The 16,625-nt window shown below is 70.4% G+C and carries 19 protein-coding genes; 6 read left to right on the top strand and 13 right to left on the bottom strand.

All coding sequences use genetic code 11. The annotated features are described in order from the left end of the window. Positions 1-23: 23 nt before the first annotated feature. On the top strand, positions 24-545 hold the full coding sequence (locus AC1DB1_RS14480) for a hypothetical protein (RefSeq protein ID WP_477201294.1): 522 nt from the start codon (positions 24-26) through the stop codon (positions 543-545). A 69-nt stretch (positions 546-614) separates the two neighbouring features. Beyond that, positions 615-1,472: a patatin-like phospholipase family protein gene (locus AC1DB1_RS14475; RefSeq protein WP_477201293.1), complete on the top strand. Its 858-nt coding sequence runs from the start codon at positions 615-617 to the stop codon at positions 1,470-1,472. A 98-nt stretch (positions 1,473-1,570) separates the two neighbouring features. Here the strand turns inward: AC1DB1_RS14475 and AC1DB1_RS14470 are convergent, their stop codons facing one another. From AC1DB1_RS14470 to AC1DB1_RS14460, 3 genes are all read right to left on the bottom strand, one after another. Further along, complete coding sequence (locus tag AC1DB1_RS14470) at positions 1,571-2,494, bottom strand: aminoglycoside phosphotransferase family protein (RefSeq protein WP_477201292.1); 924 nt, start codon at positions 2,492-2,494, stop codon at positions 1,571-1,573. Between the two features lie 69 nt (positions 2,495-2,563). Continuing rightward, complete coding sequence (gene glgX, locus AC1DB1_RS14465; protein ID WP_477201291.1) at positions 2,564-4,603, bottom strand: glycogen debranching protein GlgX; 2,040 nt, start codon at positions 4,601-4,603, stop codon at positions 2,564-2,566. Next, positions 4,597-4,818: a hypothetical protein gene (locus tag AC1DB1_RS14460; RefSeq protein WP_271176158.1), complete on the bottom strand. Its 222-nt coding sequence runs from the start codon at positions 4,816-4,818 to the stop codon at positions 4,597-4,599. Before AC1DB1_RS14460 ends, glgX begins: the two co-directional genes overlap by 7 nt. Before the next feature lie 131 nt (positions 4,819-4,949). Here AC1DB1_RS14460 and AC1DB1_RS14455 point away from each other — a divergent pair, with 131 nt between their 5' ends. Then, complete coding sequence (locus tag AC1DB1_RS14455) at positions 4,950-5,402, top strand: hypothetical protein (protein ID WP_477201290.1); 453 nt, start codon at positions 4,950-4,952, stop codon at positions 5,400-5,402. A 64-nt stretch (positions 5,403-5,466) separates the two neighbouring features. On the opposite strand, the gene AC1DB1_RS14450 is transcribed toward AC1DB1_RS14455, so the two are convergent. The 4 genes from AC1DB1_RS14450 to AC1DB1_RS14435 all read right to left on the bottom strand — a co-directional run bounded on the left by AC1DB1_RS14450 (position 5,467) and on the right by AC1DB1_RS14435 (position 11,003). Beyond that, a complete protein-coding gene (locus AC1DB1_RS14450) occupies positions 5,467-6,348 on the bottom strand; it encodes a hypothetical protein (RefSeq protein ID WP_477201289.1) in 882 nt (293 codons plus the stop codon). Positions 6,349-6,565: 217 nt separating this feature from the next. Further along, positions 6,566-8,305 carry a malto-oligosyltrehalose trehalohydrolase gene (treZ, locus tag AC1DB1_RS14445; RefSeq protein WP_477201288.1) on the bottom strand — a complete coding sequence of 580 codons (1,740 nt, stop codon included), beginning with the start codon at positions 8,303-8,305 and terminating at the stop codon, positions 6,566-6,568. Beyond that, positions 8,302-10,659, bottom strand: coding sequence for a malto-oligosyltrehalose synthase (gene treY, locus AC1DB1_RS14440; protein WP_477201287.1), 2,358 nt, complete (start codon positions 10,657-10,659; stop codon positions 8,302-8,304). The genes treZ and treY overlap by 4 nt, the downstream gene beginning before the upstream one ends. Next, positions 10,656-11,003 (bottom strand): hypothetical protein, encoded by a 348-nt coding sequence (locus tag AC1DB1_RS14435; protein WP_477201286.1) that lies wholly within the window; start codon positions 11,001-11,003, stop codon positions 10,656-10,658. The genes treY and AC1DB1_RS14435 overlap by 4 nt, the downstream gene beginning before the upstream one ends. A gap of 165 nt (positions 11,004-11,168) precedes the next feature. Here AC1DB1_RS14435 and AC1DB1_RS14430 point away from each other — a divergent pair, with 165 nt between their 5' ends. Then, positions 11,169-11,366 carry a multidrug transporter gene (locus AC1DB1_RS14430; protein ID WP_271176152.1) on the top strand — a complete coding sequence of 66 codons (198 nt, stop codon included), beginning with the start codon at positions 11,169-11,171 and terminating at the stop codon, positions 11,364-11,366. 63 nt (positions 11,367-11,429) lie between these two features. On the opposite strand, the gene AC1DB1_RS14425 is transcribed toward AC1DB1_RS14430, so the two are convergent. Genes AC1DB1_RS14425 through AC1DB1_RS14405 form a run of 5 tightly spaced genes read right to left on the bottom strand, consistent with a single transcriptional unit; the run spans position 11,430 to position 14,191 of the window. Further along, positions 11,430-12,341 carry an alpha/beta hydrolase family protein gene (locus AC1DB1_RS14425; RefSeq protein WP_477201285.1) on the bottom strand — a complete coding sequence of 304 codons (912 nt, stop codon included), beginning with the start codon at positions 12,339-12,341 and terminating at the stop codon, positions 11,430-11,432. Positions 12,342-12,380: 39 nt separating this feature from the next. Next, the gene (locus tag AC1DB1_RS14420) at positions 12,381-12,920 is read right to left on the bottom strand and encodes an AAA family ATPase (protein ID WP_477201284.1); all 540 of its coding nucleotides are present in this window, start codon (positions 12,918-12,920) and stop codon (positions 12,381-12,383) included. After that, positions 12,917-13,129 (bottom strand): three-helix bundle dimerization domain-containing protein, encoded by a 213-nt coding sequence (locus AC1DB1_RS14415; protein ID WP_271176149.1) that lies wholly within the window; start codon positions 13,127-13,129, stop codon positions 12,917-12,919. Before AC1DB1_RS14415 ends, AC1DB1_RS14420 begins: the two co-directional genes overlap by 4 nt. A gap of 44 nt (positions 13,130-13,173) precedes the next feature. Further along, positions 13,174-13,533 carry a DoxX family protein gene (locus AC1DB1_RS14410; protein ID WP_477201283.1) on the bottom strand — a complete coding sequence of 120 codons (360 nt, stop codon included), beginning with the start codon at positions 13,531-13,533 and terminating at the stop codon, positions 13,174-13,176. A gap of 22 nt (positions 13,534-13,555) precedes the next feature. Beyond that, positions 13,556-14,191: an NAD(P)-dependent oxidoreductase gene (locus AC1DB1_RS14405; RefSeq protein ID WP_477201282.1), complete on the bottom strand. Its 636-nt coding sequence runs from the start codon at positions 14,189-14,191 to the stop codon at positions 13,556-13,558. Between the two features lie 80 nt (positions 14,192-14,271). Between AC1DB1_RS14405 and AC1DB1_RS14400 the strand changes: the two genes are divergently transcribed. Further along, a complete protein-coding gene (locus tag AC1DB1_RS14400) occupies positions 14,272-14,757 on the top strand; it encodes a MarR family winged helix-turn-helix transcriptional regulator (protein ID WP_477201281.1) in 486 nt (161 codons plus the stop codon). 108 nt (positions 14,758-14,865) lie between these two features. After that, a complete protein-coding gene (locus AC1DB1_RS14395) occupies positions 14,866-15,363 on the top strand; it encodes a hypothetical protein (RefSeq protein WP_477201280.1) in 498 nt (165 codons plus the stop codon). A gap of 107 nt (positions 15,364-15,470) precedes the next feature. Here AC1DB1_RS14395 and AC1DB1_RS14390 read toward each other — a convergent pair whose 3' ends face one another. Continuing rightward, complete coding sequence (locus tag AC1DB1_RS14390; protein WP_477201279.1) at positions 15,471-16,445, bottom strand: hypothetical protein; 975 nt, start codon at positions 16,443-16,445, stop codon at positions 15,471-15,473. Between the last annotated feature and the right edge of the window lie 180 nt (positions 16,446-16,625).

Here is a 16,625-nt window from a genome sequence, read left to right as displayed (position 1 = left end):
GGGCACCTGAGCGAGGAGGACCCATGACGATCGACGAACTCGGCCGTGCCGGCTCCGGCAGCGGTGGAGGCAGCGGTGGCGGACTGATCGGCGGTGCGCTGATCGAGGACGCCGCAGAACGGATGGCGCGGGACTGCCCGCGCGATCCGGATGCCGTGCACGACGCCTTGCGGGAGCGGGTGATCGACAAGCTGCACGACACCTCGAGGCTCGCCGAGGTCGTCGATCTGCGCGCGTCGTCATTCGTCCCATGCCCGGGCGCGAGTGCGTCCGCTATGAGTCTGAGGCACCTGCGGGGTCCGATCCCGACGGTCGCGGTGCAGCTCTACGCGCTGGCGAACGCGGACGGGCCGACGCCGTGCCAGCTGCTCGGCTGGGCGCTGACCCTGCTCGGCTCGGACTGGTTCTACGGCGCCTACGTGCTCGACACCGAAGATGAGGGGCTGCAGAGCATCGTGGTCTACCTCAACCACCGGTTGCAGCCGATCATCCCGGGTCAGAGCATCCGGGAGAACTGTGAGCCGGTGGCCCACCTGCTGGCGTGAGGCCGCGCCGTACGAATTCGGGCGGTCACCTTCGGGGTCCCACTACCCTCCGGGGGTAGCGTGTGCTCCATGACCAATGGAACGATCGTCTTCGCCGGTGGCGGAGTGGCAGGCATCGCGTGGGAACTCGGCGTCGTGGCCGGCCTCGCGGATGCGGACCCCGAGCTCGCGGAATGCCTCCTCGCTCCGGAGGTGGGATTCGTCGGCACGTCCGCCGGGTCGGCCGTCGCGACGCAGCTCGCCAGCGGCGCCCCCGTCAGCGAACTGTACGCGGCGCAGCTGGCGGACGAGACGGCGGAGTTCGATCCCCGGGTCGACCTGGTCGCACTCATGGAGCGGTTCATGGCGATCGCCGATCCGGATGCCGCTCCCGAGGACATCCGCCGGCGCATCGGTCGGCTCGCGCTCGACACCGACACCGTCAGCGAGGACGAGCGGATGGTGTCCATCGAAGCCCGGCTCCCGCACGAGGACTGGCCGGAGCGGCAGCTGCGCATCACGGCAATCGACGCGGAGAGCGGCGAGCTGCGGGTGTTCGACGCCGACTCGGATGTCTCGCTCGCGTCGGCCGTCGCAGCGAGCTGCGCCGTGCCCGGCGTGTGGCCGCCCGTCACGATCGGCGAAAGGCGCTACATCGACGGCGGGATGCGCTCCCTCGCGAACACCGACCTGGCCGCCGGCTCCGAGTGGGTGCTCGTGATCGCGCCGGTCGTCCCGGGCGCTGTCGGGTTCGGACAGTTCCCGGAGGCGGAGCTCGAAGCGGTCGCTCCGGCGCCCGTCACGGTCGTCTACGCGGACGAGGCGTCCGTCGCGGCGTTCGGCGCCAACCCGCTCGATCCGGAGACGCGGCGCCCGTCGGCCGAGGCGGGCTTCGCCGTCGGCCGCGCCGCCGCCCCCGCGGTCGCCGCTGCCCTCTTCGCCGCCTGACCTTGCGTTGAGGGGCGGCAAACGCAGGCTTGCACGGCGTGTTTACCTGACTTAGCCGCCCCTCAACGAAAAGCGGGGCGGGGCGGGCGGAGGGCGGGTCAGGCGGGGTGCGCCAGCTGGGCGAGTGCGTGACGGCCGAGCGCGGCCATCCGGGGGTTGTCGTCCGAGTGGGCGGCCAGCGCCGTGCCCATGGCGACCGCCCAGCCCGCGGCGCGCGTCCACGTGTCGTCGTCGACCGGCGCGAGTTGCTGGAGGCGTGTGCGGAACCGCGCTCGCGCATCCGGTTCGAAGGTCAGCCAGGCGGTCGCCAGGTCGGTGGCCGGATCGCCGGCGGTCAGGTCGCCGAAGTCGATCACGGCGGCGAGGCGGCGGGGCTCCGCACTGCTCAGCAGCAGGTTGCCCGGGTGCAGGTCGCCGTGCAGCCAGATCGGCGGGCCGTCCCAGAGCGGCGCGGCGACCGCGCGCTCCCACACGGCGACGAGCGGCGCGACGTCGTGCCGGTCGGCGAGCCTGCCGATCCGTTCGCGCACCGGTTCCTCGCGCGTGGCGAGCGGAACGCCGCGCACCGGATTGTGCGGAACGGGCAGCGGCAGCAGGTCGGTCGCCGACGAACCGACCGGCGCCGGGATGTGCAGTGCCGCCACGAACTCGGCGAGCGGCTCCGCGAGAGGATCCCGCTGAGCGCCCGACACGTCGGCGCCGTCGACCCCGTCGAGCCAGCGGACGATGCTCCACGCCCACGGGAACGCGTCGCTCGGCACACCGACCCGCACCGGAACCGGCACCGCGACGGGCAGCCGGCCGGCCAACGCCGGCAGCCACGCCTGCTCGTTCGCGATGAGCTGCGCAGCGACCGTCCGGCGCGGAACGCGCACCGCGAGGTCGTCGCCGAGCCGGTAGATCACGTTGTCCCAGCCGTCGGCGACCAGGCTCAGCGGGCCAGCCAGATCCGGATGCTGGGCAGCGATGAGTGCGGCGACGAGCGCGGCGTCGACAGGGATGTCAGCTTCGGGCGTGAGCACACCCGACCATATCAACCGGGCCGCGACCGGGGCGGCCCCAGTCGCGACGGGGGCCGCGTCGGACGGCCCTCAGTGCGCCGAGCGCAGCAGTGCGAACGACGAGCCGGCGAGCGTCAGCGCAGCCGAATCGCCGAGGGCAAGCTCGGGATCGCTCGACAGCTCCAGCGCCCAGGGCCCGAGCGGGGCATCCGGCAGCGTGAAGTCCACCCCGTTGTCCGCAGCGTTGAGCAGCAGAGCGAAGGCGTCGCTGCCCTCGTGCATCAGTACGAAGGTGATCGCCTTGGCGTCGGGGTCGTCCCAGTCGTCGTCCTCGAAGTCGGCGCCGTCGGCGCGCACGATCTGCACCGTCAGCGGCCCGCCCACCTCGGGGGAGTGCCGGTACCAGTCCGGGCGCAGAGCGGGCTCCGCGCGGCGCAACCGGATGAGCGTCTCAGTGAACGACCGCAGCTCGCTGTCGGCGGCGTCCCAGTCGAACCAGGAGATCTCGTTGTCCTGCGCGTAGGCGTTGTTGTTGCCCTGCTGCGTGCGGCCCATCTCGTCGCCGCCGAGGATCATCGGAACGCCGGCCGAGAGCAGGAGCGTCGCCAGGAAGTTCTTGCGCTGCCGCGTGCGGCGGGCGAGGATCTCGGGGTCGTCGGTCGGGCCCTCGGCGCCGTTGTTGCTGGAGCGGTTGTCCGACTCGCCATCCGCGTTGTCTTCGCCGTTCGCGTCGTTGTGCTTCTCGTCGTAGCTCGTGAGATCGGCGAGGGTGAAGCCGTCGTGCGCTGTGACGAAGTTGACGCTCGACAGCGGCGAGCGGCGGGACTCCTCGTAGACGTCCGGGCTGCCGAGGACGCGCTGCGAGAGCGTCGCGAGCATCCCCTCGGTCCCCCGCCAGAAGTCGCGCACGTCGTCGCGGAACTTCCCGTTCCACTCCGACCAGTCGGCGGGGAAGCCGCCGACCTGGTAGCCGGCCGTGTCCCACGGCTCGGCGATCAACTTCACCGGTGCGAGCGTCGGGTCCTGCTGGATCAGAGTGAGGAACGCGCTGTGCAGGCTCGCGTCGCCGCCCTGGCGGGTGAGGGTCGTCGCCAGGTCGAACCGGAATCCGTCGACGTGCATCTCGGTCACCCAGTAGCGGAGCGAGTCCATGATCAGCCCGAGGGCCGCCGGGTGGCTCACGTTCACACTGTTGCCCGTGCCGGTCGTGTCGAAGTAGTGGGCCTTGTCGTCTTCGACGAGCCGGTAGTACGACTCGTTGTCGATGCCCTTGAGCGACAGCGTCGGCCCGAGATCGTTTCCCTCGGCCGTGTGGTTGTATACGACGTCGAGGATGACCTCGATGCCGGCCGCATGCAGCGACTTCACGAGGTTCTTGAACTCGTCGACCTGACCGCCGAGATCCCCGGCCGAGGAGTACTCGTTGTGCGGGGCGAAGAAGCCGAGCGTGTTGTAGCCCCAGTAGTTGCGCAGCCCCTTCTCCTCGAGGTGCGAATCCTGAGCGAACTGGTGCACGGGCATCAGTTCGACGGCCGTCACTCCGAGCGAGGTGAGGCTCTCGATCGCGGCCGGATGCGCGAGCCCGGCGTAGGTGCCGCGCAACTCCTCCGGCACCCCCGGATGCCGCATCGTGAAGCCCTTGACGTGCGTCTCGTAGATGATCGTCTCGGAGAGGCGCGTGCGCGGCGCACGGTCGTCGCCCCAGTCGAAGGTGCCAGGATCGGTGACGACGCCGAGCATCACGTGGCCGGCGCCATCCGTGTCGTCGCGGGTGGTCGGTTCGTCGAGGTCGTGACCGAAGACGGCCTGACCCCAGTCGTACGCGCCGCTCACCGCGGTGGCGTGCGGGTCGAGCAGCACCTTGTTCACGTTGAAGCGCAGGCCCTCATCCGGATCCCACGGACCGTCGACGCGCAGCCCGTAGCGGGCGCCGGGGCCCATGCCCTCGACCAGCCCGTGGAAGACGTGCCCGGTGCGGCTGAGCAGCGGCGTACGCGTCTCGGTGCCGTCGTCGGCGAAGACGCTGACCTCGATGCTGTCCGCGCGCTCGCTGTAGATCGCGACGTTGGCCCCGCCCTCCACGAGGGTGACGCCGAGCGGGTACGGGAAGGACGTGCTGCGGCTCAGCACGGCGGCCGGAGAAGCGATGCGGCGGACTCGAGGGTGCGCGACTGGCCGACCTCGACGGACCGGTCGAGGCGCGGTCCCTTCAGCGTCACCCACACGCTGCCGACCTGCTCGATGTAGCCCCGGATGCCGTTGCCGGCGTCGACGCGGTAGATGCCGTCAGCGCCTTTCTCGACCGTCCATGCTCCGCCATCCGTCTGGTACACCGCTGCCGTCATCACCTAGTCCTCGTCCTTCGTGCTTAGCTAGGCTAACGAGCGAGTGGGCCGGGTGACCAGCCGTTGACATCGGGTGGAGACTCGGTTACGGCTGGAGTGCGAGAGCGCGACGCGCACCGACGGAACCTTGGATGCACGGCACTGGACACTGGCTTGGCATCCGGCACCTGACGACGAGCGGAGACGGCATGACGGGCGAGGACATCCTGGTCGACAGCGTCGAGGTCGTGCACCGCGTCGACAACGTGTGGGTGCATTTCCATCTTTCCGGCGAGCTGCCGCACGAGTCGGGCGCGACCATCACGGTCGAGGCGACATCGCGCGATGGGTCGACGCGTCTGGTCGGGGTGACGCTCAACCACCCGCAGCCCTCCGAGCTGTTCGTGGCCGACGACGAGGACCGCACGGTCGTGAGCGTCGGGACCGAGCACATCTCGGAGCGCGTGCTCACGGCCGCGTTCCCGCCCGACGCCTTCGACGGCCTCGGCGCTGATCCGGCTTTCGCGGTGCGGCTGCAGCGGGACGACGACGATCGGGAGCTCGGCGTCCCCGTCACCGTCACCGACCCACCCCTCATCGACTGACCCCCGGTCTTTCCCTGGGGCGCGAGTCGGGGATTAATCACGTCGTACGGCGATTTCGCGATACTTATCCCCGACTCGATCGAAGGCGGGCCCGCCGGACGCGACGAACGACGTCGGCCGGCGCGTCCGCGGCGGTGACGAAGATGACGAACCAGCCGCGATCGACGAGCATCTCCCGTCGAGCGATGTCCTTGCGGTAGACATCGCGGCTCGTGCGGTGATGATCACCGAGGTACTCGATGGCGACGCCGCGATCGGGATACGCGAGGTCGATGAGCGCGAGCAACGCGCCGCTGGTGTCGAAGACCGGATGGTTGAGCTCCGGCGAGGGGAGTTCGGCGGCCTCGAGGGTCAGTCGCAGCCTGCTCTCCTGCGGTGACATCGATCCGTAGCGGATCTTCTCGAGCGCCTCGCGCAGCCGGCGAACCCCTCGGCGCCCTCCGTGGCGATCGGCCGCCGCGACGAGCGACTCACGAGACTCCTTCGGAGGTCGTCCCGAGTACGGCTCCTCTCCGGTGATGAGAAAGTCCCCGACGGCCACCAGATCCTCGACGGAGAGGGCCGCGCCGAGCTGAGCCCACGTGTCCGCCGGTGCGATCACCGGGAGCCCGTGCGCCTGCGACACCCGCTGGCCGGAGACGCTGAGCCGATGTGCGCGTATCCCGCGCAGCTGCGGCGGATGCGCAGGCTCGAAGACGCTGACCTCGACGATCTCCGGCCGGCTCGACAAGCGGAGCGGCATGGCGTGGAGCACGGCCGCGCTGCGGTGGCTGAAGTACGAGGCGGACGGCAGCACTGCGGACGCGGCCCGGCACAGCGCGATGTGATCCGACAGGTCGATGCCGAGCGTGCGCGCGCCATGGAAGGGGCGCTGGAGGTCGTCGTTGTAGAGGCGTCTGCGCGCCACGCCGGCGTCGCGTGCTTCGGCGAAGCGGAAGCCTTTCACGGAGAGCTCTGAGGGGAGACGAGGTGAGTTACGCATCCCACAATGTCGCGAGTTCGTCGATCCGCCGGCCGCCTCATCCACACACTCAATCGAGTCGGGGATTAAGCACGCGTATTCGTCCAGGGGCGTGCTTAATCCCCGACTCGATCTGCGGGGTTGCGCGTGGGCGCGCGTGCGCGGGCGCGTGCGCGCGGGTGGGCGCGCGGGCGGGCGAGCGTCAGCGCAGCACGGCGACGCCGGGCCCGTTGAGCATCAGGGTGCCGCCCTCGAAGCCGATCGAGCCGAACGCGACGCAGAACTCGCTCTCCGTCACCCGCAGCTCGCGGTGTCCGCTGCCGAACCCGGCGACGACCAGCAGCCCGCCGCGACGGAACGTGAACAGCCCGGATGCCGCATCCGCCACGACGTCGGTGGCCGGCTCCGCCGCATCCACCGTCGACCGGAGTGCGATGAGGTCGCGGTAGAGAGCGAGCAGCTTCGCGTGCTCCGGATGCTCGAGCTCGCTCCAGTCGAGGCGTGAGCGCTCGAACGTGGCCGGGTCTTGGGGGTCGGGCACGAGCTCGGGGTCCCAGCCCATCCTGGCGAACTCGGCGATCCGTCCGCGCGCCGTCGCTTCGCCGAGCTCCGGTTCCGGATGCGACGTGAAGAATTGCCACGGCGTGGTCGCTCCCCACTCCTCGCCCATGAAGAGCATCGGGGTGAACGGCCCGAGCAGCGTGATGGCCGCCGCGACCGCGAGACCGCCGGGGTCGAGCGTGGCGGTGAGACGGTCGCCGGTCGCCCGGTTGCCGATCTGGTCGTGGTCCTGCGAGAACGCGACGAGCCGGGTGAACGGCGTGCCGGCATCGAGCGGGCGCCCGTGGTGGCGCTCGCGGAAGCTCGACCACGTGCCGTCGTGGAACCAGCCGTGCTCGAACACCTTCGCGAGCGAGTCGAGACCTTCGAAGTCGGCGTAGTAGCCGGTCGTCTCCCCCGTGAGGTTGACGTGCAGGGCGTGGTGCACGTCGTCGTCCCACTGCGCGTCGAGCCCGAACCCGTGCTCGGCGCGCGGCCGGATCAGTTTCGGATCGTTGAGGTCGCTCTCGGCGATCAGAGTCGCGGGACGTCGGGTCTCGTCGGCCAGCCGGGAGACCTCCGCCGACAGTTCTTCGAGCAACGGCAAGGCCCGGCTGTCGTGCAGGGCGTGCACGGCGTCGAGGCGCAGGCCGTCGACGTGCATGTCGCGGAGCCAGAACAGGGCGTTGTCGAGGATGTAGCGGCGCACCTCGTCGGACTGCGCACCGTCGAGATTCACCGCATCGCCCCACGGCCCGGCCGCCGCTTCGCTGAGGTAGGGCCCGTAGACCGGGAGGTAGTTCCCGCTCGGGCCGAGGTGGTTGTACACGACATCCTGGATGACCGCGAGACCGCGGGCGTGACAGGCGTCGACGAAGCGCTGGTACGCATCCGGCCCGCCGTACGGTTCGTGCACGGTGTACCAGAGCACGCCGTCGTAGCCCCAGCCGTGCGTGCCGTTGAACGCGTTCACCGGGAGCAGTTCGACGGCTTCGACGCCGAGTGCGGAGAGGTGCGGGAGCCGCTCGATGGCGGCGTCGAGCGTGCCCTCGGGTGTGAAGGTGCCGACGTGCAGTTCGTAGATGACCGCGCCCGTCAGGCTGCGGCCCGGCCACGCGGAGTCGCTCCAGGCGAAGTCGTCGGGGCTCCAGGTGCGGCTCAGGGCGTGCACCCCGTCCGGTTGCCGGAGCGAGCGCGGGTCGGGGTACGGCCCGGCGCCGTCGACGAGGTAGCCGTAGTCGACCGCCTCCTGATCGGATGCCGGACTCTCGCCGTCGGGCAGCGCCCACCAGCCGCCGGGCTGCGCGACGAGCGGATGCTCGGAGCCTGCGGCGACCAGGCTCACGGTCGTGGCGTTCGGCGCCCACACGGGAAACGCCCACACGGGGAAGTCGCCGCTCATCGCGTCACCAGCAGCGCGACCGGGTACACCGCGAACAGCTCGGCCACGGCGGTCCCGCCGGAGTACCGCCTGCCGGTGAACTCGTCCACGAGTTCGCGCTCGCCGAGGTCGATCGTCGTGTCGCCCCAGCCGCCTGCGACCTCCAGGGTCACCGGAAGCCGCGTGGCGAGCGCGATCGCGCCGCCCCTGTCGAAGCCGATCAGATGCTCGGCGCGCTCGCCGGTCGCCTCGACCGGCCGGTAGTCCGTCAACAGCTCCGGATGCTCGCGGCGCACCCTCAACGCCCGCGACGTGACCAGGAGTTTCGCCGCGCCCGACTCGTCGACCGGCGGCAGCCATCCGGTGTCGAGGCGCTCGAGCAGTTCGCTCGCCGCCTCGAAGTCGACGGGGCGCCGGTTGTCGGGGTCGACGAGCGAGCGCTCCCAGCGCTCGGAGCCCTGGTAGACATCCGGCACGCCAGGGGAGAGCAGCTGCAGCAGTTTGGCGCCGAGCCCGTTCGAGGCACCCGGGGATTGGACCGCCGCCACGAAGTCTGCGACCTCCGCGTTCACGGCGGGGTCGTCGAAGGCGGCGTCGACGAGGCCGAGCAGTGCGGCCTCGAACTGCTCGTCGCCGTCGGTCCACGCGGTCGACGCGCCCGCCTCGCGGGCCGCCTTCAGTGCGTACTCGTGCAGACGCTCGCGCGACGCCGGCCAGGCGCCGACCACCGCTTGCCAGACCAGGTTCTCCAGTGAACCGTCGCCGACCGAGACGCGACCGCGGACGTCCGCGATGAACCGTTCCCAGCTGGAGGGCACCTCGGCGAGCACGGCAATGCGCGCGCGGGTGTCTTCGCTGCGCTTCGTATCGTGCGTGGTCAGGGTGGTCATCGTGTGGGGGAGCCGAGCCATCCGGTCGGCTTGACGGGCATGGAACGCGGACGGCGCGAGCGCGAACTGCGCGGGATCGGCGCCGACCTCGGTGAGGGAGGTGAGCCGCGTGTAGCGGTAGTACGCGTTGTCCTCGACGCCCTTCGCCATGATCATGCCGGTGGTCTGCTGGAAGCGCACGGCGGCCGGATGCGCGGGGTCGGCGAGCGTGACGGCCAGCGCGGCGATGGTCTCGGCGAGGTCGGGGCGCGACTCGGCGGCCGCGCGAGCGGCGTGATCCAGGTGCTCGGCGCCGTACGGGAGGTACGAACGGTAGACCGGCAGCGCCGACGCGAGCTCGGCCAGGGCATCGACGACGTCCGGGTCCTCAGAGCGGCCGTCTGTGCCGTCGCCCGCGTCGCCGGCCGCGTCGCCGGCCGCGTCGCCGGCGACCTCGCGCGCCAACCGCCGAATCTCGGAGTTCAGGATGCCGTCGGCCACCGCGCGCTTGCGGCGCCGCACCAGAACATCCCAGTCGCCCGACTCGAACCGGTCGTCCAGGTCGATCGCCAGCAGCGTGAGCGGATCCTCGCCGCGCGGGTCGACGAACACCCGGTCGATGTCGGCGAGCACCTCGTAGCCGGTGGTGCCGGCGACCGGCCACTCGGCGGGCATCCGCTCGTCGCCTTCGAGGATCTTCTCGACCCACACCGGGCGACCGTCGGCCAGGTCGGCGAGCCGCCGCAGGTACTCGCCGGGGTCGGCGAGGCCGTCCGGATGATCGACGCGCAACCCGTCGGCCAGGTCGTCGGCGAGCCAGCGGCCGATCTCGGCGTGCGACGCGTCGAACACCTCCGGCCACTCCACGCGCAGGCCGGCCAGGCTGTTCACCGCGAAGAAGCGCCGGTAGTTGAGTTCGTGGTCGGCGCGCCGCCACGAGACGAGCTCGTAGTGCTGGCGGTCGTGTACCTCACGCGGACTGCCGTCGCCGGTGCCCTCCGCGATCGGGAAGCGGTGGTCGTAGTAGGCGAGCTCGCCGTCGTCGATGCGCAGCGCATCCAGTTCGTCGGCCCCGTCACCGAGCACGGGGAGGCGCACCCGGTCGCCGCCCGCGGCCCAGTCGATGTCGAAGTAGTCCGCGAATCCGGATGCCCGTCCGTGCGTCAGCACGTCCCACCACCACGCGTTGCGTCGTGGCGTCTCGATCCCCATGTGATTCGGCACGATGTCGACCAGGATGCCCATGCCGAGGGCGTGCGCGGCATCGGCCAGAGCGGCCAGCGCCTCGGGGCCGCCCCGCGCCGGGTCGACGCGGGAGTGGTCGATCACGTCGTAGCCGTGCGCCGATCCGGGCTCTGCCTCGAGCAGCGGCGAGAGGTAGACCCAGTCCACGCCGAGGCGCTGCAGGTAGGGCAGAACGCGCAATGCGTCGTGCAGGGTGAAGTCCGCCGAGATCTGCAGACGGTACGTGCTGGCCGGCAGGTCGTGCGGAGGTCGCTCGTTCACGCCGGCGGCCGCCCGTCGTGGCCGATGGCGACCGGTTCGGTGCAGCGCGGGGCGTCTGCGGCCCCGAAGCGACGCGCGAGTGCGGCCTTCGCGTCGGCGAGCAGAGCGAAGTGCCCGACGAACGTGCCGCGTCCGTCGCTGGCGACGAAGCCGTGCGGTGAGCGCTCGACCATGCCGATGTAGCTACCGCCGGCATTGCCGACCCAGAGTCCCGGCTCGATCATGACCCAGAGCCCGTGGCCGAGCCCGGGCGCGCAGGGCGCGGTGAAGTCACCCGACTGCGCGCGCCCGGTCTCGACCGGACCGCCGGCGAGCCGAGGTATCTCAGCTGTGTGTGCGGTCATCCCATTCCTTGCTCTGGTTTCCCCTTCTCTGAGTTATACGGGGTCGCCGACGGGACGCCAAGACGGGCGCAGGGGGTTGACAGGGACGACGCGACATGGATTGCTCGGTGCACCGGCCGTCACACGGTCGCGGATGCCCCCACGCTGGGCGGAACGGAGACCACGATGGGTGAACCTGCGGACGACGACAGGGCAGAGCACGAGGCCGCGCGGGAGGATCAGCTCACGACGGCGCCCAAGGCGTCCGACGACGACGCCGATCCGCGCATCGACGTCACCGACCGGGGCGACGGCATCACGCGCATCGACATCCGCGACGACGCCGCGGTTCGCCCCGGCGCCGACCCGGATTCATCTCGTTGAAGGGCGGCTAACGCAGCCAAAACCGCCGTTTTGGCTGCGTTAGCCGCCCTTCAACGAAAAGGGTCAGTGCGTGTGCGTCAGCACGAACGAGATCAGCGCGTCGAGGTAGCCCGGAACGAAGGTCTCGGTGCCCGGGAGCTGCAGGCGGTGATCTCCGCCGGCGAGCACCGCGAGACTCAGGAACTCCGGAGGCACGAGCTCGGCGAACCGGTCGGCGCTCTCGTCGACCGGAACGATGTCATCGGCGCCGCCGAACAGCCCCAGCAACGGCACCCGGATGCCCCGCAGCGCGTCCGCCGGATCGAAGTTGACGATCGTCGCAGCGAAGTCCCACAGCTCGCGCGTCGTCGGCACGAAGGCGTTCGCCGCGGCCAGATCGTCGAGCGCGCGGCGACGTGACGGATCCGCCATCCACTCGGACGCCTCGGCGAACGGCGTCCCGTCCGACAGGGTGAACGCGAGCTCGTCGAACGTCGCGGCCGCCTCGACCTCGCGCTCGAGTTCGAGACCGAGAGCGGCGAGATGCCCGCGCGTCGCGAAGGCCTCCTGGGTGCGCGGCGTCACGCCGGGCCCCGAGTTGGTGATGACGAACTCGGCGTGTGACGGCGCCGCGGCGGCCAGCACCACCCAGCCACCCTGGCTGTGGCCGAAGAGGCCGGCCGGTATTCCCGGGAGCTCGCCGCGCGCCACCGAGAGCGCGGCGGTCAGGTCGCCTGCCTGCCGCTCGATGTCCGCCGTGAGCCACGAGCCGCCGGATGCGCCGACCCCGCGCTTGTCGAAGGAGGTCACCGCGATCCCGACGGCCAGCAGGGCCTCGCGGATGGGCGGGAACAGCACATCGTTGTCGCGATCGGACGGTCCCGATCCCGGCTGCATGAGAACGAGTGCACGCGGCGGACGCTCGTCCGGCAGCCAGAGCGAGCCGGCCAGCGTGACACCGTCGGTGGCGATGGCCGTGAGCTCGCGCGCGCTCATCGGATCGTCCCGATCGTCCGCGGCGGGGTGCTCATGCACTCATCCTGCCGTCTGCAGCACCTCGAGGGCTATGGCTCGTGCGTCTCGCGCGGTCGTGTCGATCACCGGGCCGGGGATCGCGGCCGCGTCGAGCACGCCGTCCAGCTCGCCGTGCCGGGCCAGGTGCCAGCTCAGCTCGTCGCCGGCGCGGTCGCCGTCGGCGCGGTGCCGCGCCCGCAGGCGCCGCTCCCCTTCCCGCGGGTCCACCGTCAGCCGGATGATCGTCGGCGTGACGCCGCCGAGGGCATCCCGGTAGTCGTCGATCGCGGCGGCCTCCTCCAGCACGCCGGCGAGGACGAGCACCTGCGCTCCCGCAGCCCGGTAGTTCGCCGCGACCGAGCGCAGATTCGTCAGTTCGATGGCGTTGTTGAACCGGTCGCCCTCCGGTGATGGCCAGCCCCGGCGCAGCGCGTCGAGGTCGATCACCGCATGCGGGATGCCGCGCTCGGCGAGCAGCGCGCCCACGGCATCCGCGACCGTCGTCTTGCCGACGCCGACGGTTCCGTTGAGGAACAGGACGGACGGGGCCGCCTCCGTCACGCGCTCGCGCGCTTTTCCTGCTTCAGCGTGGACTTGGCGCCGTGTTCGACGAGCACGGCGATGTAGTCGCGCAGCTTGGCATGCTGGAACGTCTGGTACGTGTCCTCGACGATCTCGGCGACGTGCTCGTCGGTCATGTTCGGGTACTTCTCCTGGAGACGCTTCACAACGTCGTCGATCGCATCGCGCTCAGACTTCTTTCCGGCCATGGTCGAAGGCTGGCGTAGCAAGATTGCAGAAAGCTGGGAGCGCGTTAGAGCCAGGTCAGTGTCGCCCAGAGCGTCGCCGAATTCAGCACGAGCAGCGCGGTGGCGAGCCCGAACTGCGCGGACAGGTCGTGCGCCAGCACGTGGGTGTAGAGCGCGCAGACGAAGAACACGACCAGACCGGCGGCCGCAGCGACGGCGATGACCGGAGCGGCGAGCATCCCGACCAGGAGCCCGATCGCGCCGAGCGTCTTCAGGGTGCCGATCGGGAAGGTGAGCCACGAGACCGGGACGCCCGCGGCGGCCATGCCGGGCAGGATCGGCTTGAAGTGCACCAGGGCCGCGACACCGGAGAAGCCGTTGGCGACGATCGCCATCCACACGACGATGACCGAGAGCAGGGACACGATCGCTCCTCCTTCGCGCGTGTCAGTTCGCGATGCCGACGGGCTGGCCCACCGTTGCCGGGTCGCCGAGGGCGTCGAGCATGGCGCTCGCGACGTCGGCGCGGGAGACGGAGAACGCCCGCCCGATGTTCGCCCCGACGACCGTGCGGTAGGCGCCGGTGGCGGGCTTCGCGGTCAGCTTGGGCGGTCGCACGACGGTCCAGTCGAGCCCGCTGGCGCGGAGCACCTGCTCCATCTGGTCGAGGTCGTCGTACACCGGCTTGAGGATCGAGCCGATGAGCGGCATGAGCACCCGTTTGTTCACGAACGCGTCGTGCTCGGGCGGCGGCCCGACCGGGGCGGCGCTCACGGCGACGATGCGCGGCACGCCGGCCTGCTTCATCGCCTCGACGATGACGGCGGTGATCGGGGCGGCGACGGGCCCGTCGTTGCGTCCGCGCGGACCGATGCCCGAGAGCACCGCATCGCGCCCGTCGAGTGCGGGTACGAGAGCGGCGGGATCGTCGAACGCGTCCACGCGCACGATCTCGGCCTCCGCCGGAAGGTCTGCTGCCGACGAGCGCCGGATCACGGCCGTGACCTCGTCTCCGCGGCCGATCGCCTGCGTCACCAGTTCGCGGCCGATGCCGCCGCTCGCTCCGAATACCGTCACCCTCATGGCGACCGCCTCTCAATTAATATGGTTTTCATATTGTCACTCAAAGTGATTATCTACGCAAGTGCCGATATGCTCGGCACATGACCGACGACACGGATGCCCTGGCCGCCCTCGACACGCGCGCCGCCTTCCTGCTCAGTCAGCTGGGCGCGTACACGGCGCAGCAGTTCGCGGAACGGCTGGCGCCGCTGGGCATCCGGCCGGCGCAGTTCGGGGTGCTCACCCGCCTGCGGGACGCCGACATCGGGGTCGAACTCTCGCAGCAGCAGCTCTCGGAGGCCCTCGGTATCCACCGCAACGTCATGGTCTCGCTGATCGACTCGCTCGAGGAGCGCGGTCTCGTGCAGCGGGGAGCGCATCCGAGCGATCGTCGGGCGTACGCCATCCGGCTCACCGATGCCGCACACGCAGTGCTCGGCGAAGCGACCGCCGCGGCCGACGCGCTGGAGGAGCAGCTGACCGTCGGGCTGAGCGAGTCGGAGCGGGAGGTCCTCGTGGCGCTGCTGCGCCGGATCACCGTTGAGCAGGGGGTCGCCGCGGGCGTGCATCCGGGGCTCGCGGGCTGATCGCCTGCGGCCGGATCACTCCAAAAGGGTGACGCGCAGGCGGGGGACGCGGTGTTGACTCGTGCGCGACGGCCACCCGGCCGACGCGACAGGAGTCAGGTGAGGCGGATGAGAGCACGAGCGGGACTCGCGGTGTCGATCGCGGCGGCGATCCTGGTGTCGATGACCGGATGCGACCTGTTCGCTCCGCAGGAAACCCTCTACATCAAGGAGGCGAGCGACGGCGTCAGCGGAAACGTGGGGCCTGTCTTCATCGGCAACGCCGTGATTGTCGCCGACTCGCAGAAGGTCGGAAACCTGGTCGTGACCCTGATCAACCAGGGCTCGTCGAGCGAGAACGTGAAGATCGCGTACGGGAGCGACAGCCAGAACCAGCAGACGATCTCTCTCGGTCCGGCGGAGACCAAGCAGCTCGGCACCGCGGACGGCACACTCGTCTACTTCACCGAGCTGACGTCCATCCCGGGCTCGCTCGCGAACGTCGGATTCACGACCGGCGACGCGGCCGTCGACCTGCAGGTCCCGGTGCTCGCGGGAGACCTGCCGCCGTACACGACCCTGACGCCGACGCCATTGCCGTCCCCGTCCCCGCTCCCGTCGCCCTGAGGTCTGCGCCTCTTTCGTCGGGCCCCTTCCGTTGAAGGGTGGCGAATCCGTCGACCACCGGCGTGTTTAGGCTGCGTTAGCCGCCCCTCAACGAAGTGCGGGGCCGCTCAGGCGGGGTCGACGCGGAAGCGCAGCTCGCGCTCCTGGCAGAAGGGCTCCTTCAGCTCGAAGTTCTCGAACGCCGCGCCGCCCGGGATCGTCGACGTACTCGCCCAGTACGCCCGGCGCGCGTTGACCAGCACCTGCAGCGCAGGGTCGGGGTCGGCCGCGGTCCAGGTCTGAACGGCGCGGAGTCCCACGTACTTCCAGTGCTCGGCGACGTCATCGGCGTACACCGCCGACACCGGGTCGTCTTCGTCGGTCGTCGCCGACACCTCTACCTCGCCCGCTACATTGCGCGGCAGCTCGGCCACGCCGAACGCCGCATGCTCGGTGAAGTGCACGCCCTCGAAGCCGGGCCAGAGCAGTGCCGGTGTCACCGTGCGGTCGACGAGCCGCACGCGCCGGAGGCGTGCGAAATTGCCCATGGTCGCTGTCAGCACGCAGAAGTCGAGGTCCGCGGAATCCGGCAGACGGATGGCGGCGACGCTCAGCTCGTGCGGCCGGTCCGCACGGAAGCGCACCCGCACGGCGACGCTCGCCCCGTTGTCGAAGCGTTCACTGATCACGTAGACCGTGAGGCGCTCGACGCCGTAGACGGTGTCCACGACACCGCGCGCCGGTGAGGACGGCTCCCGGGGAGTTGTGTCGTCGAGCGAGTCCGCGCTCCAGAAGCGCTTGCCCTGTGCCGCGTCCAGCCGGCTCGGCTCGAGCTCCGAATACCCGCGCTCGGCCTCGCCGGTCACGATCGGCTCGACCGCGATGAAGTTGAGCAGCCGATCGCGCGCATGCCCGAGATACGGCATGTAGATGCGCAACAGACCGCGCGGACCACCGAGGGGATGGAGTCCGAGCTGGATGCCGTCGGGGTGACCCCAGCGAGGTTCCGCCGGCGCATCCGGGACGGGCCGCAGCCAGCCTGCGTCGACGACCGGCGCCGCCGGGTCGGAAGGGATGGAAGGGAGCGATTCGGTCGAACTCATTGCGGACATCCTTGTGCGTCAAGCGAGATCTGGTCGTCCACTACCCTAGCCGGGCGGTTGAGAATTTGAAATCGGTTTCGCTCAAGAAATCATTGAGAAGCAGGCGGCATGCTGGTGATCTGAGTCGACGCTTGACGAAACCGATTTCTTAAGGTTCACTGATATCCATCGACGCTCAAG

Source organism: Leifsonia sp. 10N434, from assembly GCF_056394405.1.
The sequence above is the reverse complement of the archived record's forward strand: the minus strand, read 5'-3'. Positions and strand labels throughout refer to the sequence as shown.

Coding starts and splice junctions, on each gene's coding strand:
- AC1DB1_RS14475 (WP_477201293.1), top strand. CDS start 615: ATGACCAATGGAACGATCGTCTTCGCCGGTGGCGGAGTGGCAGGCATC.
- AC1DB1_RS14460 (WP_271176158.1), bottom strand. CDS start 4,818: ATGACGGCAGCGGTGTACCAGACGGATGGCGGAGCATGGACGGTCGAG.
- AC1DB1_RS14415 (WP_271176149.1), bottom strand. CDS start 13,129: ATGGCCGGAAAGAAGTCTGAGCGCGATGCGATCGACGACGTTGTGAAG.
- AC1DB1_RS14400 (WP_477201281.1), top strand. CDS start 14,272: ATGACCGACGACACGGATGCCCTGGCCGCCCTCGACACGCGCGCCGCC.
- AC1DB1_RS14435 (WP_477201286.1), bottom strand. CDS start 11,003: ATGACCGCACACACAGCTGAGATACCTCGGCTCGCCGGCGGTCCGGTC.
- treZ (WP_477201288.1), bottom strand. CDS start 8,305: ATGAGCGGCGACTTCCCCGTGTGGGCGTTTCCCGTGTGGGCGCCGAAC.
- AC1DB1_RS14455 (WP_477201290.1), top strand. CDS start 4,950: ATGCACGGCACTGGACACTGGCTTGGCATCCGGCACCTGACGACGAGC.
- AC1DB1_RS14430 (WP_271176152.1), top strand. CDS start 11,169: ATGGGTGAACCTGCGGACGACGACAGGGCAGAGCACGAGGCCGCGCGG.
- AC1DB1_RS14405 (WP_477201282.1), bottom strand. CDS start 14,191: ATGAGGGTGACGGTATTCGGAGCGAGCGGCGGCATCGGCCGCGAACTG.
- AC1DB1_RS14395 (WP_477201280.1), top strand. CDS start 14,866: ATGAGAGCACGAGCGGGACTCGCGGTGTCGATCGCGGCGGCGATCCTG.
- AC1DB1_RS14425 (WP_477201285.1), bottom strand. CDS start 12,341: ATGAGCGCGCGCGAGCTCACGGCCATCGCCACCGACGGTGTCACGCTG.
- AC1DB1_RS14480 (WP_477201294.1), top strand. CDS start 24: ATGACGATCGACGAACTCGGCCGTGCCGGCTCCGGCAGCGGTGGAGGC.
- AC1DB1_RS14390 (WP_477201279.1), bottom strand. CDS start 16,445: ATGAGTTCGACCGAATCGCTCCCTTCCATCCCTTCCGACCCGGCGGCG.